The organism is Streptomyces sp. NBC_01092, assembly GCF_045039535.1.
Lineage (GTDB): Bacteria > Actinomycetota > Actinomycetes > Streptomycetales > Streptomycetaceae > Streptomyces.
Genome location: NZ_CP108659.1, coordinates 4,426,699 through 4,453,061, shown reverse-complemented (window position 1 = coordinate 4,453,061; position 26,363 = coordinate 4,426,699). Strand labels below are relative to the sequence as shown.

The 26,363-nt window shown below is 70.0% G+C and carries 24 protein-coding genes; 12 read left to right on the top strand and 12 right to left on the bottom strand.

Translation table 11 applies throughout. The annotated features are described in order from the left end of the window. Window positions 1-81: 81 nt before the first annotated feature. Window positions 82-1,578, bottom strand: a complete 1,497-nt coding sequence (locus tag OG254_RS19945; protein ID WP_405583558.1) for an oligopeptide:H+ symporter — start codon at window positions 1,576-1,578, stop codon at window positions 82-84. Window positions 1,579-2,082: 504 nt separating this feature from the next. On the opposite strand from OG254_RS19945, the gene OG254_RS19940 reads away from it, so the two are divergent. Together OG254_RS19940 and OG254_RS19935 are read left to right on the top strand one after the other, a co-directional pair. Further along, complete coding sequence (locus OG254_RS19940) at window positions 2,083-2,760, top strand: response regulator transcription factor (RefSeq protein WP_107905766.1); 678 nt, start codon at window positions 2,083-2,085, stop codon at window positions 2,758-2,760. Window positions 2,761-2,801: 41 nt separating this feature from the next. Continuing rightward, the gene (locus OG254_RS19935) at window positions 2,802-4,073 is read left to right on the top strand and encodes an ATP-binding protein (RefSeq protein ID WP_405583556.1); all 1,272 of its coding nucleotides are present in this window, start codon (window positions 2,802-2,804) and stop codon (window positions 4,071-4,073) included. Window positions 4,074-4,139: 66 nt separating this feature from the next. Here the strand turns inward: OG254_RS19935 and OG254_RS19930 are convergent, their stop codons facing one another. Then, complete coding sequence (locus OG254_RS19930) at window positions 4,140-4,697, bottom strand: GtrA family protein (protein WP_405583554.1); 558 nt, start codon at window positions 4,695-4,697, stop codon at window positions 4,140-4,142. A gap of 163 nt (window positions 4,698-4,860) precedes the next feature. Here OG254_RS19930 and OG254_RS19925 point away from each other — a divergent pair, with 163 nt between their 5' ends. From OG254_RS19925 to OG254_RS19915, 3 genes are read left to right on the top strand one after another with little or no spacing between them, the layout of a single operon-like run. Next, a complete protein-coding gene (locus tag OG254_RS19925) occupies window positions 4,861-6,000 on the top strand; it encodes a 5-(carboxyamino)imidazole ribonucleotide synthase (protein WP_405583552.1) in 1,140 nt (379 codons plus the stop codon). Next, window positions 5,997-6,524, top strand: a complete 528-nt coding sequence (gene purE, locus OG254_RS19920; protein ID WP_351194412.1) for a 5-(carboxyamino)imidazole ribonucleotide mutase — start codon at window positions 5,997-5,999, stop codon at window positions 6,522-6,524. The genes OG254_RS19925 and purE overlap by 4 nt, the downstream gene beginning before the upstream one ends. A 5-nt stretch (window positions 6,525-6,529) precedes the next feature. Further along, window positions 6,530-7,714: a dipeptidase gene (locus tag OG254_RS19915; RefSeq protein ID WP_351194410.1), complete on the top strand. Its 1,185-nt coding sequence runs from the start codon at window positions 6,530-6,532 to the stop codon at window positions 7,712-7,714. On the opposite strand, the gene OG254_RS19910 is transcribed toward OG254_RS19915, so the two are convergent. Beyond that, complete coding sequence (locus OG254_RS19910; protein ID WP_405583549.1) at window positions 7,663-8,817, bottom strand: alkene reductase; 1,155 nt, start codon at window positions 8,815-8,817, stop codon at window positions 7,663-7,665. The two genes, OG254_RS19915 and OG254_RS19910, sit on opposite strands and share 52 nt — an antisense overlap. Window positions 8,818-8,893: 76 nt before the next feature. Between OG254_RS19910 and OG254_RS19905 the strand changes: the two genes are divergently transcribed. Then, window positions 8,894-9,253, top strand: a complete 360-nt coding sequence (locus tag OG254_RS19905) for a MerR family transcriptional regulator (protein WP_351194407.1) — start codon at window positions 8,894-8,896, stop codon at window positions 9,251-9,253. Between the two features lie 150 nt (window positions 9,254-9,403). Next, window positions 9,404-10,522, top strand: coding sequence for a dipeptidase (locus tag OG254_RS19900; RefSeq protein ID WP_405583547.1), 1,119 nt, complete (start codon window positions 9,404-9,406; stop codon window positions 10,520-10,522). Window positions 10,523-10,539: 17 nt separating this feature from the next. Here the strand turns inward: OG254_RS19900 and OG254_RS19895 are convergent, their stop codons facing one another. Continuing rightward, on the bottom strand, window positions 10,540-10,926 hold the full coding sequence (locus OG254_RS19895) for a VOC family protein (protein ID WP_405583545.1): 387 nt from the start codon (window positions 10,924-10,926) through the stop codon (window positions 10,540-10,542). A gap of 28 nt (window positions 10,927-10,954) precedes the next feature. Further along, a complete protein-coding gene (locus OG254_RS19890; RefSeq protein WP_405583543.1) occupies window positions 10,955-11,314 on the bottom strand; it encodes a VOC family protein in 360 nt (119 codons plus the stop codon). Window positions 11,315-11,428: 114 nt separating this feature from the next. On the opposite strand from OG254_RS19890, the gene OG254_RS19885 reads away from it, so the two are divergent. After that, entirely contained in the window at window positions 11,429-11,929 is a 501-nt protein-coding gene (locus OG254_RS19885; protein WP_405583541.1) for a CGNR zinc finger domain-containing protein, read from the top strand. A gap of 170 nt (window positions 11,930-12,099) precedes the next feature. On the opposite strand, the gene OG254_RS19880 is transcribed toward OG254_RS19885, so the two are convergent. After that, window positions 12,100-13,443 (bottom strand): UDP-glucose dehydrogenase family protein, encoded by a 1,344-nt coding sequence (locus tag OG254_RS19880; protein WP_405583539.1) that lies wholly within the window; start codon window positions 13,441-13,443, stop codon window positions 12,100-12,102. 188 nt (window positions 13,444-13,631) lie between these two features. Here OG254_RS19880 and OG254_RS19875 point away from each other — a divergent pair, with 188 nt between their 5' ends. Then, window positions 13,632-14,789, top strand: a complete 1,158-nt coding sequence (locus OG254_RS19875; RefSeq protein ID WP_351194394.1) for an acyl-CoA dehydrogenase — start codon at window positions 13,632-13,634, stop codon at window positions 14,787-14,789. A gap of 217 nt (window positions 14,790-15,006) precedes the next feature. Beyond that, entirely contained in the window at window positions 15,007-15,369 is a 363-nt protein-coding gene (locus tag OG254_RS19870) for a four-helix bundle copper-binding protein (RefSeq protein ID WP_351194392.1), read from the top strand. Between the two features lie 64 nt (window positions 15,370-15,433). Here the strand turns inward: OG254_RS19870 and OG254_RS19865 are convergent, their stop codons facing one another. Continuing rightward, complete coding sequence (locus OG254_RS19865) at window positions 15,434-16,708, bottom strand: LCP family protein (RefSeq protein ID WP_405583536.1); 1,275 nt, start codon at window positions 16,706-16,708, stop codon at window positions 15,434-15,436. A 119-nt stretch (window positions 16,709-16,827) separates the two neighbouring features. Here OG254_RS19865 and OG254_RS19860 point away from each other — a divergent pair, with 119 nt between their 5' ends. Continuing rightward, complete coding sequence (locus tag OG254_RS19860; protein ID WP_405583534.1) at window positions 16,828-17,385, top strand: acyl-CoA thioesterase; 558 nt, start codon at window positions 16,828-16,830, stop codon at window positions 17,383-17,385. Between the two features lie 12 nt (window positions 17,386-17,397). On the opposite strand, the gene OG254_RS19855 is transcribed toward OG254_RS19860, so the two are convergent. After that, entirely contained in the window at window positions 17,398-18,852 is a 1,455-nt protein-coding gene (locus tag OG254_RS19855; protein WP_405583532.1) for an LCP family protein, read from the bottom strand. Window positions 18,853-18,994: 142 nt separating this feature from the next. Between OG254_RS19855 and OG254_RS19850 the strand changes: the two genes are divergently transcribed. Next, the gene (locus OG254_RS19850; RefSeq protein WP_405583530.1) at window positions 18,995-20,023 is read left to right on the top strand and encodes a glycosyltransferase family 2 protein; all 1,029 of its coding nucleotides are present in this window, start codon (window positions 18,995-18,997) and stop codon (window positions 20,021-20,023) included. A gap of 21 nt (window positions 20,024-20,044) precedes the next feature. Here the strand turns inward: OG254_RS19850 and OG254_RS19845 are convergent, their stop codons facing one another. The 4 genes from OG254_RS19845 to OG254_RS19830 all read right to left on the bottom strand — a co-directional run bounded on the left by OG254_RS19845 (window position 20,045) and on the right by OG254_RS19830 (window position 26,320). After that, complete coding sequence (locus tag OG254_RS19845) at window positions 20,045-21,622, bottom strand: LCP family protein (RefSeq protein WP_405595089.1); 1,578 nt, start codon at window positions 21,620-21,622, stop codon at window positions 20,045-20,047. A gap of 420 nt (window positions 21,623-22,042) precedes the next feature. After that, window positions 22,043-23,848, bottom strand: coding sequence for an LCP family protein (locus OG254_RS19840; protein WP_405583528.1), 1,806 nt, complete (start codon window positions 23,846-23,848; stop codon window positions 22,043-22,045). A gap of 223 nt (window positions 23,849-24,071) precedes the next feature. After that, window positions 24,072-25,226 carry an LCP family protein gene (locus tag OG254_RS19835; protein ID WP_405583526.1) on the bottom strand — a complete coding sequence of 385 codons (1,155 nt, stop codon included), beginning with the start codon at window positions 25,224-25,226 and terminating at the stop codon, window positions 24,072-24,074. Between the two features lie 332 nt (window positions 25,227-25,558). Further along, a complete protein-coding gene (locus tag OG254_RS19830) occupies window positions 25,559-26,320 on the bottom strand; it encodes a TIGR03089 family protein (RefSeq protein ID WP_405583524.1) in 762 nt (253 codons plus the stop codon). Window positions 26,321-26,363: the final 43 nt, after the last annotated feature.

The following is a 26,363-nucleotide window of genomic DNA, read 5'->3' as shown; positions in this document are numbered from 1 at the left end:
CGCGGGCGCACGGTCGGAAAACCGACGGGGCCGCCGCAACCCGGGGAGGTTGCAGCGGCCCCGTTCGGCTCAAGCCCCGCGCTAGCGGACGTCGCCCATGAGCTCCTTGACCTTCTTGCGGTACATCCACACCGCGACACCGGCGAGGACGGCGAGCGTCGCCTCCAGGGCCACGATGTTCGTCTTGTTCAGGTCGACACCGGCGATGGAGAGCAGACCCGTCGTGGCGTCACCCGCGGTGACGGCCAGGAACCAGACGCCCATCATCTGCGAGGCGTACTTCGCGGGCGCCATCTTCGTCGTGACCGACAGGCCCACCGGGGAGAGCAGCAGCTCACCGACGGTCTGCGTGAAGTAGATCGCCACCAGCCACATCGCGGCCGCCTTGTGACCGCCCTCGGCGATCGACAGCGGGGCCAGGAAGAGGAAGAAGGACGCGCCGACCAGGACCAGACCCGAGCCGAACTTCACGATCGTGCTCGGCTCCTTGCCGCGCCGGTTCAGCGCCAGCCAGAACCAGGCGAAGACCGGGGCCAGCGCCATGATCAGGACCGGGTTGACCGACTGGTACCAGGAGACCGGGAAGTCCCAGCCGAGGACGCTGTTCTCGGCGGAACCGTCGGCGAAGATCGACAGGGTCGAGCCGCCCTGGTCGTAGATCATCCAGAACACGGCCGCGGCCACGAAGAACCAGATGTACGCGGACATCTTCGACTGCTCGGCACGGTCCAGGTCCTTGTCGCGCTTGATGCGGACCAGGACCATCGTCGGGATGATCACGCCGAGCAGGGTCAGCGGGACGAGGACCCAGTTCAGCGTGTAGCTGCCGGAGATGCCGACGATCGCGTAGAAGACGACCGCGATACCGGCCCAGATGGCCGCCTTGCGCAGGGTCGAGGACTTCTCCTCGGCGGACAGCGGAGTGGGGACGACGCTGGAGCGCTCCGCCAGGTGGCGCGAGCCGATCAGGAACTGGACGAGGCCGAGCGCCATGCCGAGCGCGGCGAGCGCGAAGCCCAGGTGCCAGTTGACGCTCTCACCGATGGTGCCGATGATCAGCGGCGCGGCGAAGGCACCGAGGTTGATGCCCATGTAGAAGACCGTGAAGCCACCGTCGCGGCGGGCGTCGGACGGCCCGTCGTAGAGCTGGCCGACCATCGTGGAGATGTTGGCCTTCAGCAGACCCGAACCGATCGCGACCAGGCCGAGGCCGGCGTAGAACGTGCCGGAGGACGGCAGGGCCAGTGTGAGGTGGCCGAGCATGATGATGCAGCCGGCCACGGTGACGGTCTTGCGCGGGCCCCAGACCCGGTCGCCGAACCAGCCGCCGGGCATGGCGAGCAGGTACACCATCGACACGTAGACCGAGTAGATCGCGGTGGCCGTCGCCGGGTTGAGGTGCAGGCCGCCCGGAGCGACCAGGTACAGCGGGAGCAGTGCCCTCATGCCGTAGTAGGAGAAACGCTCCCACATCTCGGTCATGAAGAGAGTGGCCAGGCCGCGGGGGTGGCCGAAGAAGGTCTTCTCGGAGCCGGGGGTGCCCGGGCGGGCCGAGTCCTTCGTCAGGCTTGACGCCATGGTCGATCCTTGCTGGTCGGGACGCGCACCGACGTAGAACGTTCACGCGCCCGGTGGGGGGCGGCCGGCACCGGCGGACACGTCCGTCCACCCCACGCCCAGGGGCAGTCCGCTCCGGATCACGGAGGGGATGACGGCGACCGTCGGGATCCACGCCCCCGCCTTCGGGGGCCCGGCCACAGGTCATTCCATTCGGGACCGGTGAGCGCCGGTCCCGCACACAAAAGAGACCCTCAGCGTCAAGTGCGCCGAAGGTCCCCGTAGTGCTACGGGCGTAGATTCACCATACGTCAGGACACTGCCTGAAATGGAAGGACTTGAGACTGGGATCACAGGTGTCGATGGAACCGCGGACACCCTTTCCAAGGTCCTCTCCAGGATCGCACTTCATCGGCATAGGTCTGTACCAGAGCAGGCGAAGGTAAGAGTCACGCCAGGGGCCGGTGAGAATCCGGGCGGCCGATCACACTCCAGCTCTTGTCATGGGCGGACTACCATCACCTCATGACCCGAGTACTGCTCGCCGAGGACGACGCGTCCATTTCGGAGCCGCTGGCCCGCGCACTGCGCCGGGAAGGGTACGAGGTCGAGGTGCGCGAGGACGGCCCCACCGCGCTCGACGCGGGAATGCAGGGCGGTATCGATCTGGTCGTGCTGGACCTCGGCCTGCCCGGCATGGACGGCCTGGAGGTGGCCCGGCGACTGCGTGCCGAGGGCCACACCGTGCCGGTCCTCATCCTGACCGCGCGCGCCGACGAGGTGGACACCGTCGTGGGCCTGGACGCGGGCGCCGACGACTACGTCACCAAGCCGTTCCGCCTGGCCGAGCTGCTCGCCCGGGTCCGGGCCCTGCTCCGCCGCGGCGCCGCCGAGCCCCAGCAGCCGCCGGCCACCCACGGCGTCCGGATCGACGTCGAGTCGCACCGGGCGTGGATGGGGGACGAGGAGCTCCAGCTCACGGCGAAGGAGTTCGACCTGCTGCGGGTGCTGGTGCGGGACGCCGGCCGGGTGGTGACCCGGGACCAGCTGATGCGGGAGGTCTGGGACACGACCTGGTGGTCGTCGACCAAGACGCTCGACATGCACATCTCCTGGCTGCGCAAGAAGCTGGGCGACGACGCGGCGAACCCCCGCTACATCGCGACGGTGCGAGGCGTGGGCTTCCGCTTCGAGAAGAGCTGAGCCCAGCCGAGCCCACCGGCCCTACGGACAAGTAACAGGACATGCGCCGCCGACTGATCCAGTCCACCCTCGCCGTCGTTCTCGTCGTGATCGCCGTCTTCGGCGTGTCACTCGTGATCGTCGAGACGCGGACGATCACCAGCACCGCACAGGAGCGGGTGGACACCGAGGCCGTACGGCTCGCCAGCATCGTGGACAGCCGGCTGCTCGGGGAAGAGACCGTGGACGCCAAGGTGCTGCGGGACCAGATCCAGGGCGACCGCTACGCCGAGATCCGGATCCCGCAGAAGCCGGTGATCGAGGTGGGCACCAAGCCCACCGGTGACGTCATCAGCGCCACGGAGACCGGCGAGGAGGGCGAGACGGTCACCGTGCAGGAGCCGCGCTCGTCGGTGACGCGGGAGGTCGGCCGTACGTTGCTGATCATCGGGGCGGTGGCGTTCCTGGCCGTGATCGCGGCGGTGCTGCTGGCCGTGCGCCAGGCGAACCGCCTCGCCTCCCCCCTGACCGACCTCGCGGAAACGGCCGAACGCCTGGGCTCGGGCGACCCCCGCCCCCGCCACAAGCGCTACGGCGTCCCGGAGCTGGACCGAGTGGCAGACGTCCTCGACTCCTCCGCCGAGCGCATCGCCCGCATGCTGACGGCGGAACGCCGCCTGGCCGCGGACGCCTCGCACCAGCTCCGCACCCCCCTCACGGCCCTCTCCATGCGCCTGGAGGAGATCACCCTCACCGACGATCCCGACACGGTGAAGGACGAGGCGACCATCGCACTGACGCAGGTGGAGCGCCTCACGGACGTCGTCCAACGGCTCCTGACCAACTCCCGCGATCCGCGCACCGGCTCGGCCGTCACCTTCGACCTCGACGAGGTCATCCAGCAGCAGCTGGCGGAGTGGCGCCCGGCCTACAGCAGCGTGGGCCGGGCCATCGTGAGCTCCGGCAAGCGCCACCTCCAGGCGGTCGGCACACCGGGCGCCGTCGCGCAGGTCCTGGCCGCCCTGATCGAGAACTCCCTCATGCACGGCGGCGGCACGGTGGCACTGCGCACCCGTGTCACCGGCAACCAGGCCGTCATCGAGGTCACGGACGAGGGCCCCGGCGTCCCCGCCGACCTCGGCGCCCGCATCTTCGAGCGCGCCATCAGCGGCCGCAACTCCACGGGCATCGGCCTCGCGGTCGCCCGGGACCTGGCAGAGGCCGACGGCGGCCGCCTGGAAATGCTCCAGACGAAGCCCCCGGTGATAGCCCTGTTCCTGTCCCGCACGCAGCCCCCGAAGAAGGCACAGGACTCGGGGTCGACGGTCAGGTAGACGTCGGTCGAGTAGACATCGGGCAGCCGGAGGATCTCCCGGCGCCCGCAGACGGCGACAGCCGTGTCAGGCGACCCGCTGCCCCACTCGCCGCTCCTGCGCCGCAGGCTCCCGCGGCTCCAGGAACGATTCCGCTGCAGCCGCCGACTCCTCCACGGGCATCGCACGGAACACCCACGTGCGATACGACCAGAAGCGGAACAGCGTCGCGATACCGATGCCGAGGAACTTGAAGACGTTGCTCTGCAGCGGGCTGTCCCAGTCGAAGCCGTACGTCGCCGCGTACAGGACACCGTTCTCGATCACCAGACCGACGGCGCTGAACAGCAGGAACAGAGTCAGTTCCTTCGTACGGCGGCTCTTGGCGCGGTCGCGGTACGTGAAGTACCGGAAGCCGACGTAGTTGAAGATGATCGCGACGACCGTCGCGATGACGCTCGCCCGCACCACCTGGAGGTCGGTGACATGCCGCACCAGGTTGAACACGAGGAGATTGACCAGCAGCCCCGCGCCACCCACCGCACCGAACTTGGCGACCTCACGCACCAGCCGGTCGAGTCGTTGCCGTACTGAACTGCCGGATACCGGAGGCGACGCATGAAGCCCCGAGGAACCACGTCCCATGGTCGTGAAGGCTCCTGTCGGTCGATGTGTCGTCGGTTTCGTCAACCCAGCCATGCTAACCACCCCCCTTCGCGATTGCCTGTGCGTGTCCTCACAGGCCCGGGAAGAGACGCGGAAAAGTCCGGTAAGAGGGTCGCCCCCGAGCGGCCGATACCCTAGGGGCGTGACGTTCCCGGTAGTCGGCATGGTCGGCGGGGGCCAGCTCGCGCGTATGACGCACGAGTCAGGCATCCCGCTGGGCATCAGGTTCAAGCTCCTCAGTGACACCCCGCAGGATTCCGCGGCGCAAGTCGTCAGCGATGTCGTCATCGGCGACTATCGCGACCTCGACACGCTGCGCGAGTTCGCCCGCGGGTGCGATGTGATCACCTTCGATCACGAACATGTACCCACCGAGCACCTCAGGGCCCTGGAGGCGGACGGCATCCCCGTCCGCCCCGGCCCCGACGCGCTTGTGCACGCCCAGGACAAGGGCGTGATGCGCGCGAGGCTCGATGCGATCGGTGTGCCGTGCCCCCGGCACCGCATCGTGAGCGACCCGCAGGACGTCGCCGCGTTCGCGGAAGAGGGCGACGGCTTCCCGGTCGTCCTCAAGACGGTCCGCGGTGGCTACGACGGCAAGGGCGTGTGGGTCGTCGACTCCGTCGAGGAGGCCGCCGACCCGTTCCGCGCCGGCGTCCCCGTCCTCGCCGAGGAGAAGGTCGACTACGTCCGCGAGCTCGCCGCCAACGTCGTACGGTCGCCGCACGGCCAGGCCGTCGCCTACCCGGTGGTCGAGTCCCGGCAGGTGAACGGCGTCTGCGACACCGTGATCGCCCCGGCGCCCGACCTCGACGCGGCCCTCGCCCTCAGGGCCGAGGAGATGGCCCTGACCATCGCCAAGGAACTCGGCGTCGTCGGCCACCTCGCGGTCGAGCTGTTCCAGACCCGCGACGGCCGCATCCTCGTCAACGAGCTGGCGATGCGCCCGCACAACTCGGGCCACTGGACCCAGGACGGCGCGAGCACGTCCCAGTTCGCCAACCACGTCCGGGCCGTCCTCGACCTCCCCCTCGGCGACCCGCGCCCGCGCGCCAGGTGGACCGTGATGGTCAACGTCCTCGGCGGCGACTACCCGGACATGTACTCCGCGTACCTGCACTGCATGGCCCGCGACCCGCAGCTGAAGATCCACATGTACGGCAAGGACGTAAAACCCGGCCGTAAGGTCGGCCACGTCAACACCTACGGCGACGACCTGGACGACGTGCTGGAGCGCGCCCGTCACGCTGCCGGCTACCTGAGAGGGACCATTACCGAATGAGCCCGGTTGTAGGCATCGTCATGGGGTCGGACTCCGACTGGCCCGTCATGGAGGCGGCCGCCCAGGCCCTCGACGAGTTCGAGATCGAATTCGAGGTCGACGTCGTGTCCGCGCACCGCATGCCGCGCGAGATGGTCACGTACGGCGAGCAGGCGGCCGAGCGCGGGCTGAAGGTGATCATCGCCGGCGCGGGAGGTGCCGCCCACCTGCCCGGCATGCTCGCGTCCGTCACGCCGCTGCCGGTCATCGGCGTCCCCGTCCCGCTGAAGTACCTCGACGGCATGGACAGCCTCCTGTCCATCGTGCAGATGCCGGCCGGCGTGCCCGTGGCCACCGTCTCCGTCGCCGGCGCCCGCAACGCCGGACTGCTCGCCGCCCGTATCCTCGCCGCCCACGACGAGGACCTGCTCCAGCGGATGCGGGAGTTCCAGCAGGACCTGAACGACCAGGCCACCGAGAAGGGCAAGCGCCTGCGCGCCAAGGTAGAGGGCGCGAGCGGCTTCGGCTTCGGCTCGGGGAAGTGACGCCGATGACCTCCCTGGAGGCAGCCCGGGAACTCCTGCGCGACTTCCCGGTCGTCGACGGCCACAACGACCTGCCCTGGGCGCTGCGCGAACAGGTCCGCTACGACCTCGACGCCCGCGACATCGCCGGCCACCAGGACGCCCATCTGCACACCGACATCCCCCGCCTGCGCGAGGGCGGCGTCGGCGCGCAGTTCTGGTCCGTGTACGTCCGCTCGGACTACGCCGGTGACAAGGCGGTCAGCGCCACCCTCGAACAGATCGACTGCGTACGGCAGTTGCTGGCGCGCTACCCGCAGGACCTGCGCCCGGCGCTGACGGCCGCGGACATGGAGGCGGCGCGCGCGGAGGGCCGTATCGCCTCCCTGATGGGCGCGGAGGGCGGGCACTCCATCGCCAACTCCCTTGCCACGCTACGCGCGTTGTACGCGCTGGGTGTCCGCTACATGACGCTCACGCACAACGACAACATCGCGTGGGCCGACTCCGCGACGGACGACCCCGGCGTGGGCGGCCTGTCCGCCTTCGGCCGCGAGGTGGTCCGGGAGATGAACCGCGAGGGCATGCTGGTGGACCTCTCGCACGTGGCGGCCACGACGATGCGCGACGCGCTCGACGCTTCCACCGCCCCGGTGATCTTCTCCCACTCCTCCTCCCGCGCGGTGTGCGACCACCCGCGCAACATCCCGGACGACGTGCTGGAGCGGCTGCCCGGCAACGGCGGCGTCGCGATGGTGACGTTCGTGCCGAAGTTCGTGCTCCAGGCGGCGGTCGACTGGACGCTCGCCGCCGACGAGAACATGCGCGCCCACGGCTTCCACCACCTCGACACGACCGCCGAGGCGATGAAGGTGCACCGCGCCTTCGAGGAGACCAACCCGCGCCCGATCGCCACGGTGTCCACCGTCGCCGACCACCTGGACCACATGCGCGAGGTCGTCGGCGTCGACCACCTCGGCATCGGCGGCGACTACGACGGCACCGCCTTCACCCCGGACGGCCTGAACGACGTCTCCGGCTACCCCAACCTGATCGCCGAGCTGCTGGACCGCGGCTGGTCGAAGCCCGACCTGGCCAAGCTGACCTGGCAGAACGCGGTACGGGTGCTGGGCGCCGCCGAGGACGTGGCCCGGGACCTTCAGGCGACGCGGGGTCCGTCCAACGCGACCATCGAGGAACTGGACGGCTGATCGTCGAGGGCGGGGTAGTCGGTGTAGCCGGTCGCCCCGCCCGTGTACATCAGATACCGGTCCCGCACCGGGTTGAGCGGCGCCCCGAGCGCGAGCCGCCGCACCACGTCGGGGTTGGCCAGGAACGGACGGCCGAGGGCGATCAGGTCGGCCCCGGCCACCAGCAGCCGGGCCGACGCCTCGCCGATCGCGTCCGTGGTCAGCTCGGGGAGCACCGGGTTGGCGATCAGGGTGCCCGGCCAGCCGGCCCGGATCCGCCCGAACAGCGGGTCCGCCGGGTCGGCGTACACGAGGTGCAGATAGGCGAGCCCGAGCCCGCCCAGCGCTTCCACGAGCGCCGGGTAGAGCGTGTCGGTGTCGGTCTCCTCGATGCCGTTGACGGTGTTGCGGGGTGAGATCCGTACGCCCACCTTCTCCGGTCCGATCGCGGCCGCGACCGCCTCGACGACCTCCCGCACGAACCGGATCCGTCCGCCCACCGAGCCGCCGTAGCCATCCGTGCGGCGGTTGGTGTTGCCGGCCAGGAACTGGTGCAGGAGATGGCCGTTCGCGGAGTGCACCTCGACACCCTCGAAGCCGGCGTCCACGGCATTGCGGGCGGCGGTCGCGAAGTCGGCGACGGTGGCGCGGATGTCGTCGGCCGTCATCTCCCGGGGGACCACGGCGGGGCGGTGCCCGTCGGGCGTGAAGATCGTCTCCGGGAGCGGCAGGGGAGAGGGCGAGAGAGGCGTCAGCCCGCTGGTCGTGGGGTGGCCGACCCGGCCGCCGTGCTGGAGCTGCAGGAACATCGGGCCGCCGCCGGCCGCCCGCACGGCATCCGTGACCTGCCGCCAGCCGGCCACGTGTGAGGGCGAGTGGATCGCCGTGATGTTCGGATACGTCTGCCCGGTCGCGTTCGGCGTCGAGGCCTCGGCGATGATCAGGCCGGCGGAGGCGCGCTGGGCGTAGTAGGTGGCCATGAGCGGAGTGGGGGTGCCGTCGGGTTCCGCTCGGTTCCTGGTCAGCGGGGCCATGACGAGGTGGTTCGGCAGAGGGAGGGGGCCCAGGCGGGCCGGGGCGAGGAGGGATCGGGCGGCTGCGTTCCTGTCTGTCGTGTGCGTCATGGCCGTACCGTAGAAGTTGACATCAATGTCAGATTCAAGCCCGGACGGACCAGGGAACCAAGGGGGGCGGCGCGGAATGCGGATCGGTGAACTGGCCCGGCGCACCGGCGTGAGTGAGCGGTCGCTGCGCTACTACGAGACCCAGGGGCTGCTGCGCGCCGAGCGCACCCCCGGCGGGCATCGCGACTATGCGGAGGCGGCCGTCGACCGGGTCATCCGGATCCAGGAGCTGTTCGCCGCCGGGCTGCACAGCAGCCGGATCGGCCAGTTGCTGCCCTGCATGCGGGACGCCGACGGCGGCCCCTCCGCCATCGCCACGCCCCGGCTGGTCGAGGACCTCACCGCCGAGCGCGAGCGCATCGACCGCACGATCGCCGACCTGGTCCGGTCCCGCGACACGCTGGACGAGGTCATCGAGGCGGCGCGGGAGCGCTGACCGCGCCGCCTCTACCCCCGGACCCGCCGTTCCATGTCGGCCGCCGCGCGGTACCCCCGAACGGATCGCCCACCAGGACGCCCTTTCGGGTCCGTGCGACGGTGAACCGTACTGCTTGATCAGGGACGCCGATCACGTACGGAGACCGTCATGGCAGACCTCAAGGACGACCTGGACACCGGCATAGAGGTCGACGAACTCGGTGACCTGCCCGACCCGTTCGCCGGGAAGCCGTACGACAGCAGCGTCACCGACTCCGACGCCGATCTGCTCGCCCTCGCCCATGCCGTCCTCGCGGAGCATCCCGTCGCCGACGGCTACAGCGGGCTGCCGTGGGCCTTGCGCCGACTGCCCTGGTTCGACCTGGAGCTCGGCGAGAGCGCCGTCGACACCGACGTGCCGCGGATGCGCGAGGGCCACGTCGGCGCACTGTTCTGGGCGCTGCACCTGCCCGAGGGACTGGCCGGGGACCGGGCCGTCGGTGCCACGCTGGAGCAGCTGGACCTGGTGAAGACCGTCGTACGGGCCCACCCCGAGGGCCTGCGTCTCGCCGACACCCCGGGGCCGGTCACCGATGCCCGGCACAGCGGCCGCGTCGCCGTCCTGCCGGGCCCGGCCGGAGCCGCCGCGCTCGGTGACTCGCTCGGCATCCTGCGCTCGCTGCACGGGCTAGGGCTGCGGGCCCTCACCCTCTCCGGTGTGTCCTGGGCGAGTGAGGCGGGGCTGACCCGGTTCGGCGAGGAGGTGCTGCGGGAGATGAACCGGCTCGGTGTGCTGGCCGACCTCTCCGGCGCCTCCGAGGACACCATGCGCCGGGCGTGCGCGGTCTCCAAGGCGCCGGTCCTGTGCGCCCGCTCCGCCGCGCGTGCCCTGCGCCCGCATCCGGCGAACCTCCCCGACGACCTGCTCGCCGAGCTCCGCGCCGCCAGGGGCCTGTGCATGGTGCCGCTCACCGCCGAGCAGACCGGCCCATCCGTCCGCGACGTCGCCGACCACCTCGACCACGTGCGTGAGGTGGCAGGCCCAGAGTGCGTCGGCCTGTCCGGCACCTACGATGCCGGGGCCGCCCATCCGCAGGACCTCACCGACGCCTCCTGCTATCCGCACCTCGTCGCCGAGTTGCTGCGCCGTGGCTGGTCGGAGGCCGATATCGCCCTGCTGACCTGGGGCAACGTCCAACGGGTCCTGCGCGAGGCGGACTTCACGGCCCGGGAGGCGCAGCGGCGGCGAGCGCCCTCGACGATGAAGATCGCGGAGCTGGACGGATAGCCGTCAGGGTCGCCTGCTCACGGCTCATCGATCCGGCACAGGCAGAAGGGATGGCCGGCCGGATCGGCGTACACCCGGAAGTCCTCCTTGTCCTCGGCGTGCAGCAACCGCGCGCCCAGTTCCAGCACCCTCTCCTGGGCCGCCTCCATCTCCTCCCAGGTGGACCCGGCGTCGAAGTCGAGGTGGAACTGCTGGGAGTTGCGGTCGGCCCGCGGCCACTCCGGCGGGGTGTACCCCGGCGCCGGCTGGAAGGCGAGCCGCGGCCCGCCGGGGACCTGGAGCACGACCCACTCGGGGTCGTCGTCCTGCGGTGTGCCGCCGCCGACAGCGGCGTAGAAACGGGCGAGGGCGCGCGCGTCGGGGCAGTCGATGACGACGTTGCGCAGGCGTGCCAAGGGTGCCATGGGGATCCTCCCGGCTGTGGGGACTTGATCAGCAGGCGCAAAGACAGAACGGGTGCCCTGCCGGATCCGCGTACACGCGGAACGTGCGCGAGCGGTCCTCAGTGTCCAGCGGCTTCGCGCCGAGGGCGACCACCTTTTCCTCGGCCGCGTCCAGGTCCCGGACGGTCAGGTCGAGGTGGAACTGCTGCGAGTGATCGGGCGCGGGCCACTGCGGCGGTACGAACCCGGGGGCGGCCTGGAACGCCAGTGTCCGCCCGCCGGGCACCTTCAGGTCCACCCACTCCTCGTCGCCCTCCACGCTGCCGCCGAGCACGCTCGCGTAGAAGTCGGCGAGGGCGCGGGGGTCGGGACAGTCCAGGACGACGGCGCCCAGTTCGGCGATGGCCATGACTTCCTCCTTGAAGGTTGTTACCCATACCGGTCGGCAAGAGGTAACCGCGTTACCGCATACTCCCGCATTGGAGGTAACGTCGCAAGGGGAATCGGGAGGTAGCGTGCAGCCATGAGTGAGAGATCGCCCGCGCCGGGGGGCCTGGAGCTGGTCGAGTCCCTGGTCAACACGCTGGACATCGAGTCGGGGGCCGACTCGCTGGACACGGCGGAGGGCCGGGCGCGCTTCGGGCTGGCCGAGGCGGACGTGCCCGGGGCGCGGGAGCTGCGGGAGTCCCTGCGCGTGGTCCTGCTGGCCCATGCCGGCCATCCGCCGCACCACGAGGCGACCCCGCTGGGCGCCCTGCTGGCGGCGAGCCCGCTGGTGGTCGCGGTCGACGCCGCCGACGGGTCGGCCACCCTCGCCCCCGCCGACGAGGGGCCGCTGCGCTCCCGGGTGGCGGCGGCCATCGCCCGCGCCCTGGTCGAGGGCACCTGGATCCGGCTCAAGGCATGCGAGGCGGCCGACTGCCACTGGGCGTACTACGACCGCAGCCCGGCGGGGCGCGGGCGCTGGTGCTCGATGCAGGTGTGCGGGGCGCGCGCGAAGATGCGGCGCTACCGAGCGAAGTGAGTCTTTTCGAAAGGTCGTTGAAGATTCATTCGGCGTGCTGCGCCGGTGTGCGGCAGAATGCGAAGGACGCCGTTTCGGCCGACTGAGCCTCGGCCGAAGCGGCGTCACCCGTGTCCGGTGCCGTCTGATCCGGTGTCAGTGGTGTGCCGTACCCCTGACCAGGCGGCCTGCTAGGCCGTCGGCCGCCCCATCGCCCGGTAGCTCCAGCCCGCCTTGCGCCACAGCTGCGGGTCGAGGGCGTTGCGGCCGTCCAGGATGACGCGGGCCGCGGCGGCCTCGCCGAGGGTCTTCGGGTCCAGCTCGCGGAACTCGCGCCACTCCGTCAGGTGCAGGACGACATCGGCGCCCCGCACCGCGTCCGTCGCGCTGTCGGCGTAGCCGAGGGTCGGGAAGAGGCGGCGGGCGTTGGCCATGCCCTTGGGGTCGTAGACCGTGACCTGGCCGCCCTGGAGGTGGATCTGCCCGGCGACGTTCAGCGCGGGCGAGTCCCGTACGTCGTCCGAGTCGGGCTTGAAGGTGGCGCCGAGCACCGCGACCCGCTTGCCCAGGAAGGACCCGCCGCCCAGCGCCTGCCGGGTGAGCTCCACCATCTGCCCGCGCTGGCGCATGTTGATCGAGTCGATCTCACGCAGGAACGTCAGCGCCTGGTCGGCGCCCAGCTCACCGGCGCGGGCCATGAAGGCGCGGATGTCCTTGGGCAGACACCCGCCGCCGAAGCCGATGCCGGCCCGCAGGAACTTCTTGCCGATCCGGTCGTCGTGCCCGATGGCCTCCGCGAGCTTGGCCACGTCGCCGCCGGCCGCCTCGCACACCTCCGCCATCGCGTTGATGAAGGAGATCTTGGTGGCGAGGAAGGAGTTGGCGGAGGTCTTCACCAGCTCGGCGGTGGGGAAGTCGGTGACGACGAAGGGGGAGCCGTCGGCGATCGGCGTCGCGTACACCTCACGCAGCAGCTCCTCGGCCCGCTCGCTGCGCACACCGACCACGATCCGGTCCGGGTGCAGGGTGTCGTCGACGGCGAAGCCCTCGCGCAGGAACTCCGGGTTCCAGGCCAGCTCCACCTCGCCGCCGCCGGGCGCGAGCTCCAGGATGCGGGCCGCGAGCCGGTCCGCGCTGCCCACCGGCACGGTCGACTTGCCGACGACCAGGTTGGGCCCGCGCAGGTGCTTGGCGAGGGACTCGACCGCGGAGTCGACGTAGCTCATGTCGCACGCGTACTCGCCGTGCTTCTGCGGAGTGTTCACACAGACGAAGTGCACATCGCCGAACTCGGCGACCTCCGCCCAGTCCATCGTGAAGCGCAGCCGGCCGGTCGAGCCCTCGATGCCGGCGACGTGCTTGCGCAGCAGCTCCTCCAGGCCCGGCTCGAACATCGGGACCTGGCCCCGGCCGAGCATCTCGATCTTCTCGGGCACGACATCGAGCCCCAGCACCTCGAAACCGAGCTCGGCCATGGCGGCAGCGTGGGTGGCGCCGAGATAGCCGGTACCGATCACGGTGATCTTGAGGGCCATGGGTACTCCAGAAGGGGGACGGGGGCGTGCGGGCCCGAGCATAGTCGGAGGGTCTGAAGGGCAACCTTCCCGCTGTCGCCAAGCTCACGTATCACTCCCGTGGACCGCCCCCTAAAATTTGAGTTACTTAACGGTAATTAGCACCAGCATCACACTTGCCACTCAGCGTCCTTGGAGCGTGAGAGACCTTGGCCGGATCGGCTGATTTCGACCTGTACCGCCCGTCCGAGGAGCACGACATGCTCCGTGACGTCATCCGCTCCCTGGCCGAGGCGAAGATCGCGCCGCACGCCGCCGCGGTGGACGAGGAGGCCCGCTTCCCGCAGGAGGCGCTGGACGCGCTGGTGGCCAACGACCTGCATGCCGTCCATGTCCCCGAGGAGTACGGCGGCGCGGGTGCGGACGCTCTTGCCACGGTGATCGTGATCGAGGAGGTCTCCCGCGTCTGCGCGAGCTCCTCCCTCATCCCGGCCGTGAACAAGCTGGGCTCCCTGCCCGTGATCATCTCCGGCTCCGAGGACCTGAAGAAGCGGTACATGACCCCGCTCGCCAAGGGCGACGGCATGTTCTCCTACTGCCTGTCCGAGCCCGACGCCGGCTCCGACGCGGCCGGCATGAAGACGAAGGCGGTCCGCGACGGCGACCACTACGTCCTGAACGGCGTGAAGCGCTGGATCACCAACGCCGGCGTCTCCGAGTACTACACGGTGATGGCGGTCACCGACCCCTCCAAGCGCTCCAAGGGCATTTCGGCGTTCGTCGTGGAGAAGTCCGACGAGGGCGTCTCCTTCGGCGCCCCGGAGAAGAAGCTCGGCATCAAGGGCTCCCCGACCCGCGAGGTCTACCTGGACAATGTCCGCATTCCGGCGGACCGCATGATCGGCGAGGAGGGCACCGGCTTCGCCACCGCGATGAAGACGCTGGACCACACCCGCATCACCATCGCCGCCCAGGCCCTCGGCATCGCCCAGGGCGCCCTCGACTACGCCAAGGGCTACGTCCAGGAGCGCAAGCAGTTCGGCAAGCCGATCGCCGACTTCCAGGGCATCCAGTTCATGCTCGCCGACATGGCCATGAAGATCTCGGCCGCCCGCGCCCTGACCTACCAGGCCGCCGCGGCCTCCGAGCGCGGCGACGCCGACCTCACCTACCTGGGCGCCGCAGCCAAGTGCTTCGCCTCGGACGTGGCCATGGAGGTCACCACGGACGCCGTCCAGCTCCTCGGCGGCTACGGCTACACCCGTGACTACCCGGTCGAGCGCATGATGCGCGACGCCAAGATCACGCAGATTTATGAGGGCACGAATCAGGTTCAGCGGATCGTGATGGCGCGCAACCTGCCGTAACCCCCCGGGACTTGACGTGAAGGGCGCTCGGAACTCCGGGCGCCCTTCACTCGTATGGCCCCTGTGACCGATCCTGCGGTGGAACCTGGTGGATCGTGTCCTGTGCGGCATCTGGTGGGAATTGTTCATGTCCCCCCGATGGCGCGGCGCGGTGGGCGGGCGTAGGACGGAAGGGCACGGGGCCCGCCCTGGGCTCCCGCACCCCCCAGGAGGAGCCATGACCCAGTCCCGGACCATGCCTGCGATGAGCAAGGAGATGCAGGACTGCGTCGACGCGTGCATGACCTGCCACAGCATCTGCGAGGAGACCATGAGCTCCGTCATGCAGATGGGCGGCGAGGCTCAGATGCAGATCATGCGCGCGCTCATGGACTGCGCCGAGACGACCCGGATGTGCGCGGACATGATGATGCGCCGCTCGCCGATGTCGGCCGAGATGTGCGCGATGTGCGCCAAGGCCTGTGAGATGTGCGCCGAGGCGTGTATGTCCATGCCGGACGATCCCCAGATGATGCGATGTGCCGAGGCGTGTCGCCGCTGTGCCACGACCTGCCGCACGATGGCGGGCGCCACGATGTGACGACCGCCTGACAGCACTCGAGGGCACCCGCACCGGGTGCCCTCGACCGCTGTCGCGGGTGCGCTCACTTGCTGGTGACGGTCACCGTCTCGTCGTTCTTCAGCTGCTCCACCAGCTGCTTCACCTTCGCGGTGTCCCACTGGAGGTTGCCGTTCGCGGAGTTGCCCGAGATCGGCATGTTCATGGACTTGCCCTCACCGCCGCTGACGCCCTTCATCGCCCAGAACATGGACGCCAGGTCCCACAGGCTCATGTCCTTGTCGACGATCAGGGTGTCCAGGCCGGCGCCCATCGTCGGGTACAGCTTGAACGGGTTGAGGACGGTGCTCGGGGTCGCCACCTGGTTGGCCAGGGCCGAGAGGAACTTCTGCTGGTTCTTCGTACGGTCCAGGTCGGAGCCGGCCAGCGCGTACCGGGTGCGGACGAAGGCGAGCGCCTCCTGACCGTTCAGGGTCTGCGTCCCCTTCTTGAAGTCCGCGCCGGACTTGGAGTCCTTGATGTCCTGCGGGATGTCGATCTCGACGCCGCCGACCGAGTCCACGATGTTCGCGAAGCCCGCGAAGCCGATCTCGACGTAGTGGTCGATGTGCAGACCGGTGTTGGCCTCGACGGTACGGACCAGCAGTTCGGGACCGTCCTCCGCGTACGCCGCGTTCAGCTTCGTCTCGCGGCCGGTGCTCTCGTAGAGCTTGCCGGAGTCGGAGCCCTTGTAGGACGGGATCTTGACGTTCGAGTCGCGGGGCAGGGAGACCAGGGTGTCGCCGTTGCTGCCGACGTGCAGGATCATCATCGAGTCCGTGCGCTTGCCCTCGGCGGACCCGGTGTGCAGTTCCTTCTTCTGCTCGTCCGTCATGCCCGCACGGCTGTCGGAGCCGACGATGAGGTAGTTGGTGCCCTCGCCCGCCTCGGGGCGCTCGATGACCTTGGACAGGTCGACCTCGCGGTTGAGCTTGGAGTCGGCCCAGAAGTAGGTGGCGACGGTCGTCACGACCAGCACGGTCACCAGGGTTATCGCGGTCCACTTGAAACGGCGCCGCCAGTTCGGCGCGGGCCGCGGCTCTCGCGTCCCCCGGCCGCCGGGGTCGCCCGGACCGCCGCCGTAGACCTGGCCGGTGTTGTAGCCGCTGTCGTAGCCGTCGTCGTCGTAGCCCCCGTGGCCCTGGCCGTTGACGTAGGACTGCTGCTGAGGCACCCCGCCGTAGCCCTGGCCGGGCGGCGCCGTCTGGCCGCGGCGGACCTGCCGCATGACGCGCGCGCCCTCGGGCTGTGCGCCTGCGCTGCCGCGTCCGTAGCGGTTGCCGCGGTTGTCGTCGGACCATGCCTGGGGCCAGTCATTCATGCGCCCCAGTGTGCAGGGCACGCCCAGGTGTCTTACAAGGTTCGGCGGAAAATAGAGGCACTGCTGTTGCGAACCCAACACAAAGTCCGCGAATGTCGACGAGGCATAAGGTGGACGTCATGACAGACCAGGTCACCGCAGTGGAGTCGGACAATTCGGAGATACCGGGCAAGCTGATCTCCGCGTCCCGCACCACCCTCAGCCACATCATGACCCACAGCGACACCAACCTGCTGGGGACGGTGCACGGCGGTGTGATCATGAAGCTCGTCGACGACGCCGCGGGAGCCGTGGCCGGCCGGCACTCCGGCGGCCCCGCCGTCACCGCGTCCATGGACGAGATGGCGTTCCTCGAACCGGTCCGCGTCGGTGACCTCGTCCATGTGAAGGCCCAGGTCAACTGGACCGGCCGGACCTCGATGGAGGTCGGCGTACGGGTCCTGGCCGAGCGCTGGAACGAGTCGACGCCGCCCACCCAGGTCGGTTCGGCGTACCTCGTGTTCGCGGCCGTCGACGCCGACGGCAAGCCGCGCCGGGTGCCTGCGGTGATACCGGAGACCGAGCGCGACAACCGCCGTTACCAGGAGGCCCAGATCCGCCGCACCCACCGCCTGGCCCGGCGCCGCGCGATCAAGGAACTGCGCGAGAAGCGGGCCGCGGAGGGGTACGAGGACTGAGCGGTCCCGGGTCTAGGAACACCCCGTCTCGTCCCCCCGCACCACCGCGGAATGGCCCTGCAACGGGTCCTCGGCGCGGACCTTGCGCACCTGCTTGAAGTCCGCGCCCGCGATCACCTTCAGCGTCGGCCCGAGCCCCTTCACCGCGCGCAGCTCGCTGCCGGGCAGCGCGGCGGCCAGGGACTTCGCCGAGCGGTCCCAGCCGGGATCGTGGGCGACGACCGTCCGCTTCAGCGAGCGGTCCTCCGACACCTCCGGGCGTCCCGTCGTACGGAACCCGATCCCCGCCAGCGCCGCGTCGACGCGCTTGCCGAGACCGGTGTCCTTCGTGCCGTTCTCCACCTGGACGTGGATCTGCTGCGGGGCGACCTCCACCGGGACGGCCCTGCGCCCCGGCCGGCGCGCGGACAGCGGCTCGTCCTCGCGCAGGGCCCGGAACAGGCGCTCGGCCCGCTCGGTGTCCCACTTCACCGTGGAACCCAGGCCCTTGACGTTGTATCCCAGCTGTCCGATCGGCACGGTCGTGAACTCCGACGACGACGGCGAGAAGTTCCGCATCGCCCGCCCGAGATCCAGCAGCTCGCCCGTGCCGAACTCCTTGTCGGCCCGCACCGACCCCAGCACCGCCCGCGTCACGTCCCGGAACCGCATCGGGTTCAGCAGGATCCCCGACGACGTCGCCCGCTCGACCAGCGCCGCCATGAACCGCTGCTGACGCTGTACCCGCCCCAGGTCGGAGTCGCTGTCGACATGCCGCGCGCGCACGAACTGCAGCGCCTCACCGCCCATCAGCCGGTGCGAGCCGGCCGGCAGGTCCAGGCCGGTGTAGGAGTCCTCCAGCGGCTCGGCCGTGCAGATCCGCACGCCGCCGAGCACGTCCACCGTCTTCATGAAGCTGGTGAAGTCGACCTCCAGATAGTGGTCGATCTTGACGTGGGTCATGTGCTCGACCGTGCGCACGGTGAGGTTCGGACCGCCCTCCGCGTACGCCGCGTTGATCTTGATGGGATGCGCCTCGCGCCCCTCGCCCTCGGGCACCTCGGCGTACGAGTCGCGCGGCAGGCTCACCACGCTCGCCCGCTCCCGGTCCGCCGAGATGTGCACGATCATGATCGTGTCGGTGCAGTGACAGGGGGCGCCGCCCAGCTTGTACTTGCGCCGCTCCTCGTCGCTGATGCGGTCGCGGCCGTCGGTGCCCACGAGCAGGACGTTCATCCCGTGCCCGGTCGGCGGCCGGTTCTTCATGTCCTTGAACGGGTCCACGCGCTCGATCTTCGCGTCCAGGCTGGACACCACCGCGTGCCCGATCCCGGCGGAGGCGAGCACCATGACGGACAGCGTCGTCACCGCCCGCATGGCCCAGCGCGGCCGCTTGCGCCGCACTGGGACGACCGGCCGCTCGCTGCCGCGGGACGGCTGCGGACGTCGCTGCGCGGGGGCTGAGGAGCGGCGGGGCGGCGTGGGCATGTGGCGATACCTCCGCTGGGGCTTGCCCTGGGGGCCGAACGTGGGATCCGTGAGCACCGTAGGGCCATACGATCTGCTGCCCGGAGCACCGGCCCCGGCGGGGCGCACCGGTGTCCCCCGTTCGCGGTAACGTGAGGCCCCTATGAACGCCAATCCCGACCTGCAGCTCCCCGCCGTGTCCGTCATCATGCCCGTCCTGAACGAGGAGCGGCATCTGCGCGGAGCCGTCCAAGCGATCCTCGCGCAGGAGTACGCCGGCGAGATGGAGGTCGTGATCGCCCTCGGTCCGTCCTCGGACCGCACGGACGAGATCGCCGCCGAGCTCGTGGCGGAAGACCCTCGTGTGCACACCGTCCCGAACCCGACCGGCCGCACGCCCGCCGCCCTCAACGCCGCGATCAAGGCCTCCCGCCATCCGATCGTCGTCCGCGTCGACGGCCACGGCATTCTCTCGCCGAACTACATCGCCACCGCCGTACGGCTCCTGGAGGAGACCGGCGCGCAGAACGTCGGCGGCATCATGCACGCCGAGGGCGAGAACGACTGGGAGCACGCCGTCGCCGCCGCGATGACCTCGAAGATCGGCGTCGGCAACGCCGCCTTCCACACGGGGGGCGAGGCGCAGCAGGCCGAGACCGTCTACCTCGGCGTCTTCCGGCGCGAGGCGCTGGAGCAGCAGGGCGGCTACAACGAGGAGTTCATCCGCGCCCAGGACTGGGAGCTCAACTTCCGCATCCGGGAGGCCGGCGGGCTGATCTGGTTCTCGCCGGAGCTGAAGGTGTCGTACCGCCCGAGGCCGAGCGTGAAGGCCCTCGCCAAGCAGTACAAGGACTACGGCCGCTGGCGTCATGTCGTCGCCCGCTACCACGCCGGATCCATCAACCTGCGCTATCTCGCCCCGCCGACGGCGGTCTGCGCGATCGCGGCGAGCCTCGTGCTGGGCGCGCTGGTCACCTCGTGGGCCCTGGTGATCCCCGGCGGCTATCTCGCGGCGATCGTCGCGGGCTCGGTCCCGGCCGGCAAGGGCCTGCCGCTGAAGGCACGCCTGCAGATCCCCGTCGCCCTCGCGACCATGCACATGTCCTGGGGCTACGGCTTTCTGACCAGCCCGCGTTCGCTGGCGCGGAAGGTCATCGCCTCCCGCCGCCCGGCGGTCCTCAGCGCCGGCTGAGCCCGCCGGGCGCGGCGCCCGTCACCAGGTGAAGTCCGGGTCCACCTTCATGCACGCGTTGGTGTCGGAGGCGTTCAGGGCCTCGGCCGTGTCCGGCGTCTTGTCGTCCTGCTTGGGTGCCTTGTACGCCGTGCCCTCCCGCCAGTCGGCGCCCACGACGAGCGTGACGCCGGAGACGTCCGTGGACTTCTTCACGGCACTGGTCGGGATGCCGAGGGCCTTGGCGAGCCGCCGGGCGTCGCCTTCGAGTTCGGCGCTCGGGTAGCGCACGACGGTGGTGTCCGCGACCGGCGTCGTCGAGGAGTCCGCCACGGCCTGCGTGAAGCCCTTGTCGACGAGCAGTCCGGCGACGGTGGTCGCACGGCCGGAGACCGGGGCGAGGACGTCGGTCCGGGTGCCGTTCTGCACCTGCACGGCGATCTCGCCGTCCGCCGCGGCCGGGTCGGTGGACGCCTTCTCCTCGGTGGTCTTCTTCTTGTCCTTGCCGTCCAGCGCGATGTCCTCACGCACCAGCCGGAACAGCTTCGTCGCGTCCTCGGTGGGCTCGACGCGCGAACCGACGTACTGGTTGGGCATCGTCGTCATGGTGATGCGCGACGTCGGCACCTTCTTGAGCTCGCCCGCCAGGTCGTAGAGCTTGGCGACCGTGCCCAGGCCGTCATCGACGGTGAGCGCGTTGGTGGCGGCCTCGGCGAGCCTGCGCAGCTTGTTCGGGTTGCTCAGCTTGGCGTTCTTGCGCAGCTCACGCACCATCGAGTTCATGTACTGGTGCTGCGCCTTGGCGCGGGCCAGGTCGCTGCCGTCCTCGAAGCCGTAGCGCGTGCGCAGCCACTGCAGGGCCTGCTCGCCCTTGATGTACGTGGTGCCCTTCTCCAGCTTCAGCCCGGAGCCCTTGCCCTCGCTGTTCTTGGAGTGGATGTTCTTGTCGACGCAGACCGGGACACCGCCGATCGCGTCCGCCATCGACACCACACCCGAGAAGTCGATCATCATGAAGTGGTCGATGTGGATGTCGGTGAGCTTCTCCCACGTGGCCACCGTGCAGCCCGGTCCGCCGCGCCCGAGAGTCTGGTTCGTCATCGCGCGCTCACGGGCGTCGTGGACGTCCCCGCTGTCCGGGTCCGTGCACTTGGGGATGTCGACGAGCGTGTCGCGGGGCATGCTGACGACCGACATGTTGGTGCGGTCGGCGGAGACGTGCAGCAGCATCTGGACGTCGGCGAGCGGTGTGCCGCCGAACGTCTCCTTGGCGCCGCCGAGTTTCTGGTTCTCCTCGGTGTCGCGCGCGTCCGAGCCGATCAGCAGGATGTTCAGCGGCGTCTGACCGGCCGCGTTCGCCTCGCTCTGGGCGGCGCGGTCCTTCGCGTCGCCGATGTTGAGGTCGTCCTTCTTCAGATTGCCGTTGAGGTGCTGGTAGTAGAGATAGCCGGCACCCGCGGTGCCCAGTATCACCACCGCCACAACCGTCGCCGACCAGCGCAGCACGCGCCGTTTGCGGGGCCTGCCGGCGGTTCCCCGGCCGCCTTTGGCACCCCCGCCACTGTGCCGGCCGCTCGCGTCGGCCGGCGTGTCCTGGTCGGCCTGTGGGGTGAGCGACATGGTGTCGTCCACCGCGGGGGCCTCCCCTCGCACACTGCTCTGCGCCAACTCTCCGCCCTTCCCCACCCTGTGCCCGGCATGGCCGCGCTCCGCGTCGGACCTCCCTGTCCGGTGCGGAGCGAACCATGTCAGGCCATCCTGTCCGACACCGGTTCGCTACCTGTCAGACCTCTGTGGGCCCGAGCCGGGTTGGCCACGCGTCGGCAAAATCCGGCCGGATCCGGCCGCCCGGCGCTGCCGGCCAACGCCGGCTGACACACCCGTGTCGTGTATCAGACCAACGAGCGACGAAGACAGTTGCGTTCCGCGCCGCAGTTTCCGTACGACGGACTCCCCGGCCCCCGGACCGGGGGTGCGGGAACGGGCCCCTCCCACCCCAAGTGGGCGATGGGACGGGCCCGTTGAGCCGCTACCGGCCGGTTACTTCGCGCACTCGACCTTGTCCGCCGTGGACTTCTCCACGTCGGGCGCCTTCGTCGATGGAGTGAGCGACACACCCGCGCCCTTGAAGTCCTTGCCCAGCGTCAGCGTCATCGTGGGCAGGCCCTGCGAGTTGGTCACGCTCTTGCCGGGCTTCATCGCGGAGCCGGACAGCCCCATGATGTCGGCGAGCCGGCGTGCCTGGTCCGCCTGGTCGGGCGCGTACTCCAGCGTCGTCTTCGCGAGCGACGCCGGGGCGTTGCCCGCGTTCTCGGACTTGTCCACGCCCTCCTCGGTCTGCAGCCAGGTGAGGGTCTCCTGGGCGCTGCCGGCCGGCGCACCGCCGTTCATGACCTGCACCCGCACCTCGGAGGCGTCCGCCTTGGTGCCCTTGAGCCGGGCGGCCACGGCGGCGGCCTCCTTCTGCTTCTGCTGCTTGACCTCGGTGAAGGAGACGTCGTTCTGGATCGCCTCGAAGACCTGGGGCGCCGTCGAATCGTTCAGGACGACGGTCGTCTTCACCTTCTCCGCCGGGTTGTCGATCACCGGAACCGTCGTGAAGGTGAGGTTCTTGGTGTCGAGCTTGCCCAGCTCCAGACCGAGGTCCTTCAGCTTGTCGATGGTGTCGAGCTGGGAGTCGACGGTCAGCGCCTTCGTGCCCGCCTCGGCCAGCTTGATCATCTTGGTCGGGCTGGTGAGCGTGTCGTTCGACTTCAGCTTGCGCATCAGCGCGCTGAGGAACTGCTGCTGGAGCCCGATCCGGCTCAGGTCGCCGCCGAAGCCGACGGAGTGCCGGGTGCGGACGAAGGCCAGCGCCTGCTCCCCCTCGATCACATGCTTGCCCTCGGAGAGCTTGAGCTTGGAGTCGGGGTCGTCGATGTCCTTGGCGAGGCACACCTCGACACCGCCGACCGCCGACGTCAGCGTCTTCACCGCGTTGAAGTCGGCCACCATGAAGTTGTCCGGCTTGATCCCGGTCAGCTCGGTGACCGTGCGCATGGTGCAGCTGGGGGTGCGCTCCTCCTGGCCGAGGCTGGTGTTGAAGCGGACGCCGGTCTCGCCCGCGATGACCTTCTGGGAGCCGTCCTCCTGCGTGGTCGGGCAGTCCGGGATGTCGACGATCAGGTCACGCGGGATGCTCAGCGCGGTCGCGTTCGAGCGGTCCTTGGAGACGTGCAGCAGGATCGTGGTGTCGGCGTGCCCGGCGCTGCCCGAGTCGCCGTACTTCTCGTTGCCCGCACCCGTGCGCTTGTCCGTGCCGATGAGCAGGATGTTGATGGCCTTGTCCTTCGAGAAGCCACCGGTGCTCGCGCCGTCGTCGGAGACGGAGTTGATGTTGTCGTTGAGGTGCTCGATGTAGAGATACGCACCGGCAGCGGCGGCGACGACCACGAACGCCATGATGCCGCCGGTCCAGAGCACGGCCCTCTTCGCCTTGCTCTTCTTCTTCACCGGCCGGCGACTGCGCCGCCCCGGAAGCGGTTCCTCCGGTGCCCCCCTGTGCCTGCGCTGCGGCGGGACCTCACGGCCCGGCGCCTGGCGCGTCTCACGTCCAGGCGCTGCGGCCCTGTTGCGTACGGCGCCATTCGCACCGCCCCCGCCGCCGGCGCCCCCCGCGCCCTGGGCGGCGGTGCCGGCCGAACGTGAGGCGGCGCCTGCGCGGGAAGCGGCTCTGCGGGGTCCCGGGACCGGTGACTGCGGAGCGGAAGGAGCCAGTCGCAGTTCGTATTCACCGGTGTTCGGATTGAGCACCCATTGGTCTGCGGGATCGATATCGTCCGCCCGCCCACGGCCTTGCGCGTCCACGGTTGTCAGAATCCTCCGTCGGGGCCACGCGGCGCCTACCCCTCCAAGGCGCTCGGGTCTCGGTCAAACAGTGCGCAAGCCTAACTACGGGCGGGCGCACCGGATCGCTCACACTATCCGCCCAGTTCAGCGTGGAGCGACGACGGTGACAAATTCCACGTCCCTACAACTGGGCAATCCGCCCCATTTCTTTGAAGTGGGGTTCGCGGACTTGGTGAGCGCTTTACCCGCAGGGGTTCTCGGCGGCGGTGCTGCCCCGGAAAGTGGGCGCCGGGGGAGTGGGTCCCGCGGGCTCGTCAGGGCGCTTGGAATCGGACTTCCCGCCGTCGCCACGGGAACGGTTGTGCGAGGAATCGCGCGGCGGGCCCTGGGACTTTTCGGACGAATTCGCCACTTCCAGCGGCGCGTCGATCCGCAGTCGCTCGAAGAGCCGCTCGGCCTCGCGTTCCACGAGCTGGTCGCGATTGGAGTTGTAGACGTACGACTCCCTCGGAACCGTGAGGAATTGCACGCGTTCGGTGGGGATGTCGCGCACCCCCCGCGCGAGTTCGTACAAACCACGCAAGCTGGCCAGGTCCGGGTCCGTGGTCAGGGAGGATGTGGCGGCGTCCAGGACCGGATAGAGCCGGACCGGATTCAGCAGGACGTCATTGCTCTGCACCTTGTGCACGAGTGCGGCCAGGAAGCGCTGCTGGCGGTCCATGCGATCGGTGTCGCTGCCGTTGCCGAGGGACTTGCGGGCACGGACGTAGCCGAGGGCCTGCTCGCCGTTGAGGGTCACCTTCCCGGCGGGGAGGCGGAGCTTGGCGGCCTTGTCGTTGATGGGTTTCGCGAGGCAGATCCGGACGCCGTCGAGGGCGTCGACCATCTCCTTGAAGCCGTGGAAGTCGACGACCATGTGATGGTCCATGCGGATGTTCGTGAGTCGTTCCACGGTCCGGACGGTGCAGGCCGAACCGCCCACCTGGAAGGCGTAGTTGAACATCGCGAACATCGGCTCGCTACGACGGCCGTCGGCGCGGCGGCAGCCGGGGACGTCGACCATGAGGTCGCGGGGTATCGAGACGGCGGTGGCGCTGCGGCGGCCGGAGGACAGGTGCAGCAGGATGGTGGTGTCGGAGCGCTCGGTGCCGGAGTCCTTGCCGTAGCGGCGGTTCTTGCTGCCGGCGCGGGAGTCCGACCCGATGACGAGGATGTTCTGGGCGCCGCGCACGAGCGAGGTGGGGCGCTCCTTCTCGTACCGGGCGAGCTCCGCGGCGGCGGCCTCGTCCGGGGTGATGTTGGAGTCGAGCTTGGCGTACACGCCCCAGGCGACTCCCCCCGCGACGACGACCACGAGCCCGACCCCGATGGCCCCCCGCCGAACCCAACGCCGCACAGGCCCCTTCCTGCCGGCCGACGCCCCCCGGTGCGCATCTGCGGTGTCGGTCACGGCTGGGTCCACCCCTCATTGCCTACTGCGTGTGGTGTGGGCTGCTCCTACGACCATGGCGCGGATGAGGGGTGGGGGGTGGGTGGTGGTGGGCTGAATGGGTGACGGGGCCTCCGGCGGTGGGGGGCGTCCCTTCTCGGCGCGGCCGGCATCTTTCAGCCTGTCCGGCGATTGAGGACGAGGCCCGTTCAGGGCCGAAGCGGGGGTCTGGGGGCGGCAGCCCCCAGCGGGGCAGGCGCCGGTGCCGAGGGCGATGGAGTGGCAGGGGCGGGCGAGAGCTACCTGGCCGTCGCCGTCGCCGTCACCCGCTCCGCCTCGATCCGCTTGTCCAGCGCCTCCTCGCTCAGTGAGTCGACGTGCCGGCACAGCACCACCGAGCCATCCGTGGCCAGCGCCGCGTACAGCCCGGCGTTCAGGCCCTCCCAGGTGTCGTACGGCAACGCCGACAGGATCCGCGAGCCCGGACCCGCGAGGCCCAGCGCCGGCGCCTCCGCCCGGGCGCGTTCGACCAACTCGGCGGCGCTGAACTCCCGCCCGGCCACGATCAGGGCCGGGTCCTCGGGGTCGATCGGGGCAAACGGGGCGAACCGGTCGCCTTGGCTCGGCACCTCGACCGCGTAGTCCGCGAAGCCGGCCGGCGGCTGCGGGAAGCGCCCCCCGAGCGGCCGTAGCGCCAACGCGACCCGCTCTCCCCGGCACGCCCGCGCGGCCTCCAGGCTCTCCGGCCCGCTCACCACCACGTCGGCCGTCGCCGGGTCCCCGCCCACGTCCGCGACGGCGCCCACCGACGAACACGCCAGCAGCCACACCGCCGTCTGCCAGTGCGTGGGCAGCAGCAGCGTGACCCGGTCACCCGGCCCGGCGCCGAGGTCGCCCTGAAGCAGATTCGCGGTCTTGGCCACCCAATTGGCGAAGGTGGCCACGGACAATTCCACGCGTTCCCCGGTGGCGTCGTCGTAGAAGGTCACCAGGGGGCGTCCGGCATCCGCGGCGAGCGCGGAACGCAGCAGGTCGGCGGGGGTGCGATCGGTGGCGTTCACCCGCGCAAGGGTACGCGCAGGCGTACCCGCGCACCCCCTTGCG